The 15,974-nt window shown below is 35.6% G+C and carries 11 protein-coding genes and 1 pseudogene; 1 reads left to right on the top strand and 11 read right to left on the bottom strand.

Going from position 1 to position 15,974, the window contains the following annotated elements:
* Nucleotides 1-58: 58 nt before the first annotated feature.
* From glyQ to CRV04_RS09300, 6 genes and pseudogenes are all read right to left on the bottom strand, one after another.
* Nucleotides 59-937, bottom strand: coding sequence for a glycine--tRNA ligase subunit alpha (gene glyQ, locus CRV04_RS09325; protein WP_128996576.1), 879 nt, complete (start codon nt 935-937; stop codon nt 59-61).
* Nucleotides 938-1,171, bottom strand: coding sequence for a glutaredoxin family protein (locus tag CRV04_RS09320; RefSeq protein ID WP_128996575.1), 234 nt, complete (start codon nt 1,169-1,171; stop codon nt 938-940).
* Nucleotides 1,171-1,665, bottom strand: a complete 495-nt coding sequence (gene purE / locus CRV04_RS09315) for a 5-(carboxyamino)imidazole ribonucleotide mutase (RefSeq protein ID WP_128996574.1) — start codon at nt 1,663-1,665, stop codon at nt 1,171-1,173. The genes CRV04_RS09320 and purE overlap by 1 nt, the downstream gene beginning before the upstream one ends.
* 36 nt (nt 1,666-1,701) lie before the next feature.
* A complete protein-coding gene (locus CRV04_RS09310) occupies nt 1,702-3,012 on the bottom strand; it encodes a glycosyltransferase family 9 protein (RefSeq protein WP_128996573.1) in 1,311 nt (436 codons plus the stop codon).
* A complete protein-coding gene (locus CRV04_RS09305) occupies nt 3,012-4,301 on the bottom strand; it encodes a peptidase U32 family protein (RefSeq protein ID WP_128996572.1) in 1,290 nt (429 codons plus the stop codon). Before CRV04_RS09305 ends, CRV04_RS09310 begins: the two co-directional genes overlap by 1 nt.
* Nucleotides 4,302-5,082: 781 nt before the next feature.
* A pseudogene (locus CRV04_RS09300) lies at nt 5,083-7,389 on the bottom strand (methyl-accepting chemotaxis protein); the annotation flags it as partial.
* 145 nt (nt 7,390-7,534) lie between these two features.
* Between CRV04_RS09300 and CRV04_RS09295 the strand changes: the two are divergent.
* Nucleotides 7,535-7,750, top strand: coding sequence for a hypothetical protein (locus tag CRV04_RS09295; RefSeq protein WP_128996570.1), 216 nt, complete (start codon nt 7,535-7,537; stop codon nt 7,748-7,750).
* Here CRV04_RS09295 and CRV04_RS09290 read toward each other — a convergent pair.
* From CRV04_RS09290 to CRV04_RS09270, 5 genes are read right to left on the bottom strand one after another with little or no spacing between them, the layout of a single operon-like run.
* Complete coding sequence (locus tag CRV04_RS09290; RefSeq protein ID WP_128996569.1) at nt 7,747-9,282, bottom strand: AAA family ATPase; 1,536 nt, start codon at nt 9,280-9,282, stop codon at nt 7,747-7,749. The genes CRV04_RS09295 and CRV04_RS09290 overlap by 4 nt on opposite strands.
* Before the next feature lie 4 nt (nt 9,283-9,286).
* Nucleotides 9,287-10,156: an NAD(+)/NADH kinase gene (locus CRV04_RS09285; RefSeq protein WP_128996568.1), complete on the bottom strand. Its 870-nt coding sequence runs from the start codon at nt 10,154-10,156 to the stop codon at nt 9,287-9,289.
* A gap of 2 nt (nt 10,157-10,158) precedes the next feature.
* Nucleotides 10,159-11,499, bottom strand: a complete 1,341-nt coding sequence (locus CRV04_RS09280) for an HlyD family type I secretion periplasmic adaptor subunit (protein WP_128996567.1) — start codon at nt 11,497-11,499, stop codon at nt 10,159-10,161.
* 3 nt (nt 11,500-11,502) lie between these two features.
* A complete protein-coding gene (locus CRV04_RS09275; protein WP_228126522.1) occupies nt 11,503-13,674 on the bottom strand; it encodes a type I secretion system permease/ATPase in 2,172 nt (723 codons plus the stop codon).
* A 2-nt stretch (nt 13,675-13,676) separates the two neighbouring features.
* The gene (locus CRV04_RS09270) at nt 13,677-15,623 is read right to left on the bottom strand and encodes a TolC family protein (RefSeq protein WP_128996566.1); all 1,947 of its coding nucleotides are present in this window, start codon (nt 15,621-15,623) and stop codon (nt 13,677-13,679) included.
* Nucleotides 15,624-15,974: the final 351 nt, after the last annotated feature.

The following is a 15,974-nucleotide window of genomic DNA, read 5'->3' as shown; positions in this document are numbered from 1 at the left end:
GCCTTTTGTGTAAGTTCTTAACTTACAAACAAAAGTCAAAAAGAGCTGAAAGACTCAATCAATTGAGTCTTTCTAAACGCTCTTTTTCCTGCTCTTTATATTGTACTGCACACCCTTGTGCCAGTTCACGCACTTTTAAGATGTAGTTTTGTCGTTCAGTAACTGAGATTGCTTTTCTGGCATCGAGTGTGTTAAAGGCATGTGAAGCAATCATACATTGATCGTATGCGGGCAAGGGAAGTTGCGCCTCTAAACATCGTTTACACTCATTAAATGCATCATCAAAGTGTTGGAATAACATCTTTGTATCGGCAATTTCAAAGTTGTATTTTGAGAACTCAATTTCACCCTCTAAGTGAATATCTTTATAAGTTGTTACCCCGTGTTCATTCTCATTCCATACAATATCAAATACCGTATCAACCCCTTGAAGATACATTGCTAATCGCTCAGTTCCATATGTAATCTCTACAGCAACAGGATCACATGGAAGTCCACCTACTTGTTGAAAATATGTAAACTGAGTTACTTCCATTCCATCAAGCCAAACTTCCCAACCAAGTCCCCATGCTCCAAGCGTTGGAGACTCCCAGTTGTCTTCTACAAATCGAATATCATGTTTTGATGTATCCAATCCTAAAAACTCTAAAGATTGTAAATATAAATCCTGAATGTTTTGTGGGCTTGGTTTAATGAGCGCTTGGAACTGGTAGTATGAACCTAAACGGTTAGGATTCTCTCCGTATCGACCATCGGTTGGTCTTCTACTTGGTGCAACGTATGCCACACTCCAAGGTTTTGAGTCCAAACTTCGCAACAGTGTTGCAGGGTGGAATGTACCAGCCCCAGCAGGTATATCATACGGTTGTACGATATTACACCCTTGATTTGCCCAAAATTCTTGTAGTTTTAGCAGTAGTTGTGAAAATGTAACCATCTATTTTATCCCTAGTTCTTTATTTATTTTTGCTTTATCAAAACCACAAATCCATGTCTCATTGATGAGAACAACAGGGGCACCTTTGCACCCATGTCGTTTGCAATCATTTAAAGCGTGTTTGTTTTTAGATACATCAACGATATTAAATCGTATCTTTTTTGATTTTAAATAGGCTTTCGCCTCGTTGCACCATTTACAATTTGGCAGTGTAAACAGTGCAACTTGGTTCATTAAAGAATAACTTCAATCTCAGCTGAATCGGCTTCAACTTTTTTAGATTGAACCACTCGGTCCTCTTTAAGTTTAATCGCCAGCTCTTTATCTGTGATTGCTAAAATTTGCATTGCAAAGTATGCTGCATTTACTGCACCACTTCGTCCTAATGCAACCGTCCCAACAGGCATACCTGCAGGCATTTGAACCGTAGATAACATCGCATCCATCCCGTCCATTGCTCCACCTTTCATTGGAACACCAATAACTGGTTTCGTGGTTGTTGCAGCAACAGCACCAGCAAGGTGAGCCGCCATACCAGCAGCTGCAATAAATGCAACAGCACCTTTCTCTTCAGCAGATTTAATATAGTTTTTAGTTCTCTCTGGACTTCTGTGAGCAGAAGAGATAACAATTTCATATTTAACGTCAAATTTTTCTAAAGTATCTGCGCAGTGCTTCATGATTTCATAATCAGATTTACTACCCATTAAAATTGAAACAAAGTTCATAGATTTGCCTTTCATTAATATTATAATTTCGCCATTTTATCCAATTTTTTCTAATAACTTCATTACCTTACCCACTTTTAAACTCTGCCAGTTATCAAAATGGTATAAATTGAGTTTTTCATTTTCAAAAATAAACTTTGAAAGTGGTTTGGTTTTGTCTTTGACTTCAATACCTTTAACGTGTTCATAATAAGCAAGCCGTTGTTCCATTTTATCATTACTGAACATCACCAAGGTTGGGATAAAAAAGGCTTCAGCAATATGATACGTGGCCGTATCCACGGTCAAAATTCTATCCATTTGCGAGATAATATACGCAAAATCTCTAAAAGACTTTGAGTACTTGGTTAAATTGACATAATTATTCGCTTTCACCCCTTCAACATCCAATAACGTGACCACCATATAATCTTCAGCCCTTAAGAGTACTTTTTTTAAAATTTTTTTAGAAAGTTCTATGGGAATACTGCGTTTGTTATGCGCTGAAAAAGGGTGAAATAAGAGCAGTTTATGTTGTTTTTTTAAAGAGAGAAGTTTTTCATTCAACTCCATTTTAATTGCATAGTTTTTTAAACTGATTTCATTGTGTTTTCTGTATTGTTTTATATTTTGATAATCCAAACCAAATTTATGTAAATAGGCATCCACATAGGGCAATTCATCATAAAAACATTGATGTGATATCAAGCTGTTGTCAATATAATAATCATAACTGCAAAATGTTTTAAAACTCAATGACAACGGTTGAATAGAATGAATAAATGCAAGTTCAGACAAAATCTCTTTATCTCGTGAATAGTAGCTGTTTGAGGAAGCATTTAAATAGATGTCTATTTTCACCTCATTGTATACTGTTTTAAGCTCTTCATATAAAATACGCAAGGCAGGTATGGAAGCAACCATTTCTCCAATATCACGTCCCACTCCTCCAATAATGGCAACTGAAATTTCAGTTGCCTCTTTTGTAAGTTGTGTATGTAAAATGGCTTTTTGTTGCGTTTGTAAAAACAAAGAGCAACTCTCATTTTTAAGCGTTTCATTAAGAAAATGCGCCTTTTGGGTTGCTATTTCAAATGCCTTAATGCGTTTAAATTCATTTTGATTGCTCAATCCCAACTCAATAGGAAAAGAGTCAATCTGTCGAACTTTATTCTCATCTAAAATACGTGCTTTGTAACTCTCATCAATACGTGCAAACACTTTTTCAATGTCCAAAAAATCTTCATACGTTGTACAATATATCTCTTCATTGTCCAAAAGTGATGCTTGTTTGATCTTTTTATAAACAACCAAACTGCCATCGGTGATTTTGATGTTGACATTATTGCTTACACGAAAGAATATCATCAGTTACAGCACGCTTCCTCTTCATCATTTTCAACTCGAAGCATCGTCAGATATGGCAATTTCCCTGGCAGTTGGATTTTATTGGTGTTTCCACTATGAACAGACTCCAACTCTTTATTCGTTTCAGTCAAAATCTTTTTAAATTTCACGTAATATTTTCCATCTTCACCTTGGAAAATTGAACCAATTTCATTATCACAAGTTTCAATCTCACTGTTCAATGGAGCAAAGATTTCAATCGCTTCATTGGGATAAGTTTTATACTTACACATGAAATGCATTTCATCTTCAGTGACAAGACCACTGACTTCAAAACTTCCTTTACTTAAAGCATAGTCATGATTTTGTGAATCCATTTTATCAAATGGCCTGTGAATCAAATACGCATCGGTAAAGCCTCTGTTTTTTGTAGTGGCCAACTCTTGTTGATACTTTGAAGCATCAAAAGCATTGTTATAATAATCATCAATGGCTTGTCTGTAGGTATACGCAGTTACCGCTGCATAGTAAGGGGATTTTGTTCTCCCTTCAATTTTAATAGAATCCACAGCATCCGAAGCTAAAATTTCATCCACATGAGAAGCCAGATTCATATCTTTGGCATTAAAAATATAAGTCCCTACCCCTGGTTCTTCTTCAAGTCGAAAGAGTGTTCCATGGTCTTCATTGGCTGCATAAAGTGTGTATTGGAAACGACAATCATTGGCACAACTTCCTCGATTTGGAACGCGTCCCATTTGCACAGCACTGACCAAACATCGTCCAGAATAGGCAAAACACATTGAACCGTGTACAAAAATTTCTATCTCCATATCTGGCAATTGTTTTTTTATCTCTTTGATATCTTTAAGACTGATTTCACGTGCAGCAATGATTCTTCGTACGCCCATGTCATAATAGACTTGTGCATCCAAATAGTTCATTACATTGGCTTGTGTTGAAAGATGAATTGGAATATCAGGTGCTAATTCACGACACAATTTTACTACCCCAGGAGCAGCCACAATAAGTGCATCAGGTTTGAGTTCTGCCATTTGCACAATGTGTTTTTTCAATAAATCAATTTGTGAGTTAAAAGGAAAACCATTGATCGTTGCATAGACTTTTTTACCTAAACTGTGCGCATAATCAATCCCTTCTTTAAAACTTTCAAAGGTAAACTCTTTTCCACTTCGAATTCGTAAACTGAAGTGACTCACCCCACCATATACAGCATCTGCTCCATAAGCAAACGCAATTTTAAGTTTTTCTAAATTTCCAGCAGGGCTTAATAATTCTATTTTATTCAATCTGTAATTCCTCTAAATAGTTTATAATCAGTTATAAGTTTTCGCAATTATATCAAAAAAAAGTCTATAAAAAATAGTGTCGGCAGTTTATTTAAAAAAGAAAGGTTGGATTAAGCAAGCAAAGCAGAAGAGTTTAAAAACTCTCCCACTCATCATCGTCTTTTGCTTTTGAAGTGATGACTTCAGGTTTTGAAGGTTTTACAACCTCTTTTTTCACTTGCTCTTTTACAGGTGCTTCACTTTTTGTTACGGGTTGCGGTTTTGATGCACTTGAAGTCGGTTTTTTTACCTCTTTCGTCTCTTTAACATCGTTGACCTCTTTAACCACTTTGTTACTGTTTTTATTCACACTACTGCAATATTCTGCTTTGATTTGATCTAAACACTCAAAGAGTTTAGCTGTACAAACTTCAACCTCTTTAGAAATTTCAGCGAGTTTCTCATTTGATGCTTTGTTTGCATTCTCATTGATGTACTCTTGCACTTTTTTATGCACACACTCATGGAACTCTTTCATCGTTTTCCAATTTTGTGATTTAGTAAAGGATGTTCCTTTAGCTTCTTCTTGATCAATCCATTGACCAAAGTGACACTCAGTGCACGTTGATACTTTCCATGCAGGTGCGTTTTGATCCCCTACTTTTGCAAAATTCACATCTTTAAATGAGATATGGTCGTTTTTAATTTTTGAAATTTTAAAGACCAAGTCAATATCACAAATCTGTTTCTCTTTATTTTGGTTAAAACTTGCTCGTTGTGCAATCGCATTTAAATCTGTAGAGAGTTTTCGAACCCCTTCAGTTAATGAACTGATTTCATTGGCTGATGCAGCATTGACTTGCGTTGCTCGGTCTAAAGCATTAATCGCATCATTGATTTGAATGATACCTGCTTCTTGTTCTTTACTGGCTGTTGATACATCTGAAATCAGACCAATGGTTTCACCAATTTTACTGTTTAAGTCCTCATAACCTGAGATCATATCATTGGCAATGTGTTTACCTTCATTGGCTTTAAGCGTCGCATTTTCAACAATGGCTTTAATCTCTTTAGCTGCTTCAGCACTTCTTGAAGCCAAGTTACGTACTTCTTGCGCAACCACAGCAAACCCTTTTCCAGCTTCTCCTGCAGTGGCTGCTTCAACCGCCGCATTCAAAGATAGAATATTGGTTTGAAAAGCAATTTGGTCAATAACCGTAATGGCATCATTGATTGAGCTGACTTGTGTATCAATATCTTCCATCGCTTGCGTTGTTTTTGTTGCAAGTGATTCCCCTGTGGTTGCTGAGTTGGTTAAATCATGTGCCAATGAAGACATACGACTTACATTTTCACTGCTTTGTCGGATATTACCAGTAATTTGCTCTAACGCAGCAGCTGTTTGCTCTAACGATGCCGCTTGTTCATTTGCTGAAGTGGCTAATTTATTCACTTCTTGACTTAAAATACCCGTATCCGAGTTCAATTTTCGACCACTGGTTGTAATCATCGCTAAAAATTCAGAAACCGTGTTTCCAATAAAGGATGTACTGGTTGCAATTGAACCAATGATACCATTGGCACTGTGATGCTCTTTGTCAGAAACCGTATAATCAAACTTAGAGTTCCCATACTCCACAAGAATGTTGTTAATCTCTTCAAGTTTTTCATTGGTTTTTTCAATCATATTATTGATGGAATCACGCAATTTTTTCACTTGTGGATTATCAGATGTTTGATGTACTTTATAGACATAGAATCCATTATTCACTTTAGAAATAACATCTTCAACTTCAGCTATGACTTTTTCATCTTGAAGTGCATTTCGTTTTAAGTTTTCTAAATAACCATTAAAGCTGTCAATGATTTTTCCAATCTCATCATCATAAATTTTCTTAATGCCATTGGTTCTCTCTTCAGGATGCGTAATCAAGAATTGGATTCCATCATCCAGCTCTTCAAGTGGTTTGATGATGGCTTTTTTCACTAAATAATTGAAAATAAAATACAACAATACAATAGAAGCTATCGTAATTCCTAAAATCAAAGTAACGATATGAGCAATTTGGTTTTGTGTTTTATTCTCCATTGCCAGAATCTCTTCTTCAATGTTATCAACATACTCACCTGTACCAATGATCCAATCCCATTGCGCAAATTTTTGTACATAAGAAAATTTAGGTTGAGGCTTCTCTTTGCCTGGTTTTGGCCACATGTACTCAACCAGCCCTCCCTGCGGATTTGCAGAGGTTACTTTCACCATCTCATTAAATAAAAATTTTCCATTTGGGTCTTTCGATTTTGAAAGATTCTTTCCATTTAAAGCAGGTTTCATAGGGTGCATAATCATTTTTGGTTCAGAATCATTGATCCAAAAATACCCATCTTTCCCATATCTCATCTCTGAAATTGTTTTTAAAGCCTCTTCTTGAAGTTTGGCTGTTACGTTATCAACATATTCACCTGTTCCTACAACCCAATTAAAGGGTTTAAAGAGTTTTACAAATGAAACTTTATCTTGTGGTTTTTCAAATCCTGGCTTTGGCCATACATAATCAACATACCCTTCTCCCTTCTGTTTTGCAACATCAGAGAACTCTTTAAAGATTTGTTTTCCATTTTTATCTTTGAAATTGTACAAATCTTTCCCATCAAGTTGGGGTTTAATGGGGTGCATAACAATCACTGAATCGGTATCATTAATCCAAAAATACCCCGATTCACCATATCGTGTAGCTTTAACGATATTGACGATTCTTTTTTTCAATTCAGGTGTTGACATTTTTCCATTATATTGGTTGTATTCTCCCTCTATAATGGACATAATAAATCCTGTTTGTTCTTTTAAGTAAGCTTGAACTTCCAGTTTAACTTTCTCTTTTGAAGTTCTTTGGTAAAAAGAGTCAACGGTTTTCATTGCTAAAGAGACATAGTTTTTAAGTTCCGCTTCTTTTTTAGCATATGCTTCTTTTTTAAAGCTTTCGATATTCTCTGCTGAGAGTTGTTTTATCGAATAAATTGTGTTGGCTGCAACAACTAGAGAAACAATAATAATAGCAGCTAATGCTAATATTGTTAATTTAAGTTTTATAGATACGTTACTGAGCACACTTTCCTCCTAATACACCGTAAAATGAAATAATCTGGCTATTCATTTTAGCTGTACTCATACTTAAAAGTCAAGGAATGACACGATTTTTACACAACTTTAATCTTTTTTGAAACTAAAGCTATTTTCATGCTACGATACGGGTATGAAAGTCACCATAATACGAGAATGTAACTGTACTAAAAGACTCAGTCTTTCCAAAGAGGCAGAGTTGCCTTCAAAAGAATTGGCCATGCAAAATGCCCAAAAAAAGTGTGCCATTTTAAAGCAAAAAAGCTGTCAAATGCACACTTTTTTTATCACTGAAGAAGAGGATGAAATCTGCATTGAATCCAAACTCAATACAGACAAGATAATCTAAGCTTCGTTGAGCAGATTCGAAGCAAACTCTTTTGCCTCTTTGGTGATGTTTTCACCACTGATCATACGAGCAATTTCATTGATTCGTTCCTCATGGTTCAATGCTTTAACATGAGACTCACCATTGTGTTTATCCACAAAGAAGTGCTGATGTGCCGTAGAAGTGAGTTGTGGTTGATGAGAAATGGCAAAAATCTGATAGCTCTGTGAGAGTTTAGTCAACACTGTGGCAATGGCTTTGCTCTCTTTCCCACTTAAATTGGCATCAATCTCATCTAAAAACAAAATCCCTTTTTCACCCATCTCAAACTCACTGATAGTCGTTAACAGTGCCAGTCGTAGACGGTTAAATTCCCCTGAACTTATGGTATCTAGGTTGACTCCGTTAAGCTCAAATGAAATCACATCTGCCCCTGATTCATCCAACTCTTTTTTTTGAAAATGAATCGTAGCATTACTTAAATACAAATATTTTAAGTAATCATTGATTTTAAGTTCAATACTTTTTGCTGCTACTTCTCTTTTAGAAGTGAGTGTTTGAGCCAATTGTGTGATTTGTTCATGAAGAAGTGTATATCTCTTTTGCAGTTGAGACTTTTCAAATGAGATATTCTCATACTCTTCAAGCTCTTTCTCTTTTTGAACTTTATAATCCAACGCTTCTTGTATGGAACCAAACTTTTTTTGTAAGCTTGAAAGTTTTTCGATTCTATCAAGCACATACTCAATATCGAGCTCTTCAAGCTCACCTAAGGAGTCATTAAACTTTTCAAACTGGTTATTGACTTCATTGATTGCTTCATCAAAAAAACTGCTGTCAATTTCAAGCAGTTCTAAAGCGTATGATACATGTGCCGCATTGCTGAATATATCAGACGCTTTTGTGATGGCTTCTTGGATTTTATCTTTTGAAGAGAGGTTTCTTTTAAGAGCACTTAACTCTTCATACTCTTCTACTTTTGGGTCTACTGAAGCAATTTTCTCTATCTCAAACTTGGTAAACTCTTTTAAGTCTTCAATTTTGGCTTCATCTTCTTCAATCTTTTTAAGCCTTACAAGTGCCTGTTTATACTCTGTAAATGTTACATTAAACTCTTCTTTAAATACACTAAACTCTTTGTCATTGAGTTGCAAATAGTGGTCTAAAAAAGAGACCAACTTTGCACTTTCAAAATCACTGGTGTCTTTGACATGCAAAAATTTTACAAAACGTTTTGAAAACTCAAAGAGATTCTTTTTGGACACGGTTTGGTTATTTAAAAAGTATCGCACTTTATCTTTTTTGGTTGCTTTAATGATGATATCATCATCATTATCAAGCATAAACGCTTCATCTTCAATGTGTGCATTTTCGATGAGCACTTCTCCCATTGAAGCTCGAAACTCTTTATAAGCAAACAAAGAGAGCAAAGCATCCATCAAGATCGATTTACCGGCTCCACTGGGACCTGTAAAAACAATGAGTCCTTTGTTTAACTCCAACTCTACACTTTTAAACGATAAAAAGTCTTCAATATATACTCGGTTAATCATACGCTTAATTTCCCCATTGAAGTTTTTTATTTAAAACTTCAAAATAATTTCTCTCTTGTCGGTGAATCAACTTGGCTTTGGTTGAAGCAATCTGAATTTTAATGCTCTCATCTTGTTCAATCTCATAGATATCTTGGCCATCCACAATCACCACAGCACCTAAACTGTCAGTCACATGAAACTCTATTTCAAAATCCACAGGCAAAACCAAAGGGCGTTGCGTTAAACTGTGAGGTGCTACAGGTGTTACAATAAAAGCATCGGTTAATGGAAAGACCACCGGACCACCTGCAGAGAGGTTATACGCTGTTGAACCCGTTGGAGTTGAGATAATCAAACCATCACCATAATAGCTGTTAAAAAGACGCCCATCAATCTTCGCATCCACTCTCAGCATATTTGAAATCGATTTTCGAGAAATGACAATATCATTGAATGCCACAAAACTTTTTAAATTGGCACTGCCTTTTATCATCATTCGATTATCAATTCGGTACTGATCATTTTTAAGTTTTTCTAAAAATTTTGGTAACTCTTCAGGCATGATGTCTGTTAAGAAGCCCAAGGTTCCTAAATGAATTCCAAGTACCGGTAAGCCATACTCAAAGCTTCGTCGAACCACCGAAATTAAAGTTCCATCACCGCCAACTGAGACCAGAAAATCAGAGTTTTTACACAGTGTTTGAAAATCGACCCCGTTGTCCTCACCAATCATTTTTGCACTGCTGGCTTCAAGTTGTACAGCAATATCAGCATGCATAAAAGCAAGCTTTATCATCTCATACGTCTCTTTGACTTCAGGTGAGCTTGGTTTTAAAACAATCCCTGCTTGTCTGACGCTGGGCAGTTTTTCATTCGATTTGGTTGTTTTCATTCCTATCTTTCATGCAATGCATTCTGTTTTGTTTTTAAAATAGGTTTGAGTAAAAAATCCAAAATCGTTTTTTGCCCCGTTACAATATCCACACTGGCAATCATACCTGGAATAATGGGCAATTTCTCTCCATTTTTTTCCAAATAATTTTTATTGGTTTTTACAACCACTTTATAGTAACTCTTTTGATCTTTACTCTCTTTATCCACAATAGAATCCGCAGAGATTTCAATAATCTCGCCCTCTAATCCACCATAAATAGAGAAGTCATACGCTGTGATTTTTACAATCGCTTTCAAACTTGGGTTGATAAAAGCAATATCTTTAGGGTCAATTTTTGCTTCTACTAACAAAATGTCTGAATCAGGCACAATCTCTATTAAATCCATTCCTGATTTTACAACACCCCCAATTGTATTTATATTAATTGTTTTAATAAATCCATCAACGGGTGATTTAACTTCGGTTTTATCCAATTTATCTTTTTCAGAAACCAAAATCGATTCATACTTTTTAACATCGGCATTCACTGTTTGAAGCTCTTTTGCCACTTCCCCTTTGAAATTTTCAAGCTTTTCAAGAATTTTATTTTTGGCTTCTTGAATAGAGAATTCAATTCTTGGTATAGAGAGCTCTGTTGCTTCTACTTCACCATCAATGGCATTGAGGTCTTTTTTAATCGTAATAAGCTCAATCTTAGACTTAGAACCTGATTTAACAAGTCGTTCAACTGTCTCATACTCCTCTTTTACAAGCTCTTGTTTCCCTTTAAGTTGTTTGAGTTTGCTTTTTTGTTCAACCAACTCTTGTACCTTTTGTGCCAGTTGTGTCTCTAAGACTTTCAAAGAGTTTCTAAACTCTTCTACTTGAGTGGTATAAAGCTTAATCTCATTGGATATAAAATTTGCGGCATTCTTTTGTAACTCATCACTGAACTCTAAAGGTTTAATGGGTCGTTTTGGATTAAGCGCGTATTCTGCTTCTAATCTTATTTTACTGACCAAATTTTTCCAATAAAGTTGTCGATTCTCTTGTAAAGATGCTTGAAAACGTGTTGTGTCAATTCGCATTAACGATTGCCCTTTAGAGACATGCACACCCTCTTTAACCAAAATCTCTGATACAATTCCTCCATCAAGATTTTGAACCGTTTGAATCTTTTCAGAAGGGATAACTTTCCCCTCTCCTCGTGCGAGTTCATCAATCTCAGCAAAAGCTGCCCATAAAACAAAAATGACAAAAAAACTGATAATAAATATAAATAACAAATCATAATTCTTATTCACTCGTGCATTGGCTTGTGCATGAAGTGAATGCACAAAGTTTATATCAGATGTTGACATGACTTACCCTTTTTTCTTATTGCCAGAGAGTACTTTAAGCACTTCTTCTTTTGAACCATCAGCAATGACTTTTCCATCATCCATGACAATTAAACGGTCAACCAAGGAGAGTACAGATGGACGATGTGTCACTAAAATCAACGTTTTATCTTTGACTATCTCTTTCATTCGACGTTTAAATGCCTCTTCAGTTTGCCCGTCCATTGAATTGGTTGGTTCATCCAAAATCAAGATTTTAGGGTCGGTTAAAAGGGCACGTGCAAGTGTAATGGATTGTCGTTCACCTCCACTTAAACCTTCACCTCTCTCACCCACAATCAAGTCATACCCAGCATCATGTTTTCCTAAGAAGTCATGTACTCCAGCAATTTTGGCTGCTTTTAAAATCTGTTCATCGGTTGCAAACTGCTCCCCAATGGTAATGTTATCTTTTACTGTTCCCATAAACAAAAAAGCCTCTTGTGGCACACACCCAATCGCTCGTCGTAAATCCACTGGGTCAATTTGTCGAATATCGGTTTTATCAATTAAAATCGAACCTCGTGTTGGTTCATACAAGTTCATCAAGAGTTTCCACAGTGTTGATTTTCCGGAACCAATCTTTCCAATAATTCCTACTTTTTCACCCTCTTTAATGGTAATATTCAAGTTTTTAAGTACATCAAAGTTCTTCCCCTTATATGAAAAAGTGATGTCTTTAAACTGAATATCCCCACTTAAGTCTGGTCGACTTAAATATCGTTGTGCATCGTTTCGCTCTACTGGCATGTTCATAATCTCATCAATATTATTTAATGATAACATCGTTCTGTCTAAACGTATGATCATTCCCACAATTTGTGAAACAGGAGCAATAACACGACCATTTAACATCATAGATGCAATAATGGCACCCATGGTCATCTCCCCTTCACTGGCTAAATAGACGCCTACAATTACCACTGCAATATTTGAAAACTGAGAGATAAAGGCTGTAAAAAAGGTAACCACTTGTGACAGATAGTGTGCTTTTTTACCAAAATATGAAGTTTGATTAATCGAGTTTTCCCAGTGTGTTCGCATACGATTTTGTGCTCGAACACTTTTAATAATCTCCAAACCTGCAACCGTTTCAGTCAGTGTCGTTTGTTTGATTTGATCCTCTTTAGAAGATTTAGCCACCGTATCTTTGATGGGTTTTTGCATATAATATGAGAACGCAAATGCGATAAACACCGTAAAAATTGAGATGTACCCAATAGGGCCACCAATAAAGAAGATAATGGCAATAAAAATCACAATAAATGGTAAATCTACCACCGTTGCGACCGTGGCACTGGTAAAGAACTCACGTACACTTTCAAACCCTTGTAATCGGCTTACAAATTGTCCTGTTGAAGCGGGTTTAGCGTCCAGTCGTATGTTCAAAAGTTGGTCGAAAATTTTACTGGACATTGTAATATCTGCACGTTTTCCTGCAATTTCAATAAAATGAGCTCGTAAAAGTTTAAGTATAAAGTCAAACACCATCACCACTAAAATACCAATGGCCAATACCCACAGTGTATCCAAGGCATTATTAGGTAAAACTCGGTCATATACATTCATGGTAAAAAGAGGTGTGGCTAAAATAAACATGTTAATGACCAATGCAGCAATGGCTACTTTGATATAAATAGGTTTATTTCGTCGCATGGTTCCCCAGAACCATTTTTTAGGCTGTTTTACAGAGATTTCACGTGAGAGTCGGTTATCAAAATTATACGCAGGTTTAATGACCAATAAATATCCATTGTATAACTTTTCAAGTTCATCAATACTGATTTTGGTTTCACCCAGACTTACTTCAGGCATCATCACCAACGCTTCATTCTTTTTTAAATCCAAATCAAGAAGCACACATGATTTATCGCTGCCCAACATCATCACAGAGGGCAATGCCAGTTTAGAGATGTCTTTAATATCACGTTTGACTGTTTTTGTAATCAGGCCTATTCTTTTTGCCGATTGAGTGAACATTCTTGGATTCATTACAGTGTTATATACAGCAAGTCCTGAAATTAAAGATTCAGCAGAAGCTGGACGTTCATGATATTTTGAAAGAAACAGCAGACACTCTAAAAGAGTATCCGTGTTTCGGATATCAGCCATATTATCAAGTTCTTTATTCAATTCTTCGTTATTTGTTGTTTCCACAGTTATTCCTCAATCACATTACTGTATTTATAAAAAAGTCTGATGTGTTTATCTACTCTCTCGACATAAGGCTTATTGGCTAAAAGATTGGTATCGAGTTTTATCAATGAGTCAAAAGCATCTTCATATGTTTTATATGCTCCATAAATAATTTTAACATACTTATCTTTTTGTCCAAAGCGATACGCCACGGCATTGTGTTTAATATTGTTATCCTCGATGAATTTTTCATAATTCAAACTTGGATTAACCGTTGCTAAAATAATCGTATAATATTCACCTTTTTTCTTTGAAATCACATCTTTAAGTGAGTATACACGATGCTTTCGCAATATTGTACTTGACAAAGATGTATCATTGGTCAAATCGATATTAAACTCTTTCATTTGCTCTTTAAAGGCTTTATTCTCTTCAGGTTGAAGTGTTGATTTCTCTTTTTTACCTTCATAGATTTCATTCATTAAATTATCAAGCATCTCATTGATTTGAAGCTCTTTTTGCTCCTCTTCATTCACAACAGGTTCAGGTTTTTCTTGCAATAAACCAGAAAGATCATCACTGCCTTTATTCCCCACACTCTCTTGCAATAACCCTTCCAATTCATTCTCTGTTGAACCTAATTGATCCATTGAAAGCGCCTCTTCAGTGTCCACTTCAATTTTTTGACACTCTTGTGTTTGTGTAGCGACAATCGTATCACTCAATCGACTTGAGAGCATCATAAGTTGGTAATACGCCGTGTACATTGTAAACTGCTCTTCTATGAGTTCTGTTTTGGCTCTGAAAAGTTCTGCTTCATTATTTAAAATATCAATAAAGGTTCGTGTTCCACCCAAGAACTGCTCTTTATAGATTTTAAGAATCTCTTTATTTTTTGCTACATAGGTTTTAAGGTATTGTACTTTTTCTTGTGTATTCACATAAGTATTATAGGCAATCTTGACCTGCTCAATAACCGCATTGGTCGTATCATCTAACACCTCTTGCGACTCTTTTAAGAAGATTCGCTCTCGCTCATACACCGCTTTATCTTTAAAACCATTAAAAAGCGTATAACTCAACTTTAACTTTGCACTGGTGATTGTTGATTTTATTCCCTCATCTTCCAACTCTTTATCAATCTCTTCAGACAATTGCACAGAAAGCACCGGCAAAAATCGAGACTTCTCTTGGTTTAAAACCTCTCGTTGAGCATTCAAAGCTTCCACTTGCGCCAAGATATCATAATTAAATTTCAAGCTTGCATTGATGCTCTCTTTTAAAGATTCAGGCACTTTTGAAGCATCAATATTGGGTCTACAAATAAAACCTTCTGGTTTTCGTCCTGTCATTTTTTCAAAGGTACTTTTTGCACCCTCTTTGTCGGTTTTCATCTGAATATATTTAGATTGTGCGTAACTCAGTTTTGATTCCACTTGAATCCTGTCAAGCACTTCACCACTGACCGCTTCACTGTCTCGTGCAATGGTTAAGTAGTTTTCATGCACTTCAAGGTTATTTTTTGACAATTGTTCCAGCTCTTCATATTTTACAAGGTTCAAATAACTCTCAGTGACCGTAAAAACTGCATCTTCAATTTTGGCAATATTTTCAATCCGTGTTTTGTTATAATTGAACTTTGCTTCACTTACTTTGGCATTGGTTAAGCCTCCATCATAAATGGTTTGGTCAAGCATCAACATAATATTATAACCGTTTTGATCCAATTCCGTTTTATCTCGACCGTCATAAAACTCTTTGATGGTCTGCTTATCTTCTAAATACGCATCCAGTGAAATGACAGGCAAATAACTTCCTTGTTCTTCATCGACATAGAGCCTGTACGCCTTCATATTGGATTGTAAGGATTGAATCTCTGGGTTATTGACTAAAGCGCTTTGGATTGCTTCTTTGATGGTTGTAGCGTGCAAACTTACAAAACATAAAAGCAATAATACACTTTTTCGCATTTCTCTTCTTTCTTCTCATAATTTAGGGCTATTCTAACTAAGTTTAGATAAACAACCTCTAAATATCTCATGTTTTTAAATGGTGATTTTTGATAATTTTATAACTTATATTAATATTATAATATTATTTTCTTTACGAATTGATTTATATATCTGAAAAGATAGCTTATATTGTCCCGTTCCAAGAAGAGTTTATGACCTACAATAAGTTCATAGAGCATAAGAAATTGTCTTGACTCTAAAGTAAAAAAGCCCAGCCTTTCGGCTGAGCTTTTTCTAAGGAACGGACCTTTTCGGTTCTTTCCAGAACATCGAAAAGCTCGTTAATAAACTTAACATTAAAAAAGGGCA

Origin of the sequence: Candidatus Marinarcus aquaticus (genome assembly GCF_004116335.1) — a bacterium.
GTDB lineage: Bacteria > Campylobacterota > Campylobacteria > Campylobacterales > Arcobacteraceae > Marinarcus > Marinarcus aquaticus.
This window is presented reverse-complemented; position numbering and strand designations above follow the sequence as displayed.

Coding starts and splice junctions, on each gene's coding strand:
- glyQ (WP_128996576.1), bottom strand. CDS start 937: ATGGTTACATTTTCACAACTACTGCTAAAACTACAAGAATTTTGGGCA.
- CRV04_RS09320 (WP_128996575.1), bottom strand. CDS start 1,171: ATGAACCAAGTTGCACTGTTTACACTGCCAAATTGTAAATGGTGCAAC.
- purE (WP_128996574.1), bottom strand. CDS start 1,665: ATGAACTTTGTTTCAATTTTAATGGGTAGTAAATCTGATTATGAAATC.
- CRV04_RS09310 (WP_128996573.1), bottom strand. CDS start 3,012: ATGATATTCTTTCGTGTAAGCAATAATGTCAACATCAAAATCACCGAT.
- CRV04_RS09295 (WP_128996570.1), top strand. CDS start 7,535: ATGAAAGTCACCATAATACGAGAATGTAACTGTACTAAAAGACTCAGT.
- CRV04_RS09290 (WP_128996569.1), bottom strand. CDS start 9,282: ATGATTAACCGAGTATATATTGAAGACTTTTTATCGTTTAAAAGTGTA.
- CRV04_RS09285 (WP_128996568.1), bottom strand. CDS start 10,156: ATGAAAACAACCAAATCGAATGAAAAACTGCCCAGCGTCAGACAAGCA.
- CRV04_RS09280 (WP_128996567.1), bottom strand. CDS start 11,499: ATGTCAACATCTGATATAAACTTTGTGCATTCACTTCATGCACAAGCC.
- CRV04_RS09270 (WP_128996566.1), bottom strand. CDS start 15,623: ATGCGAAAAAGTGTATTATTGCTTTTATGTTTTGTAAGTTTGCACGCT.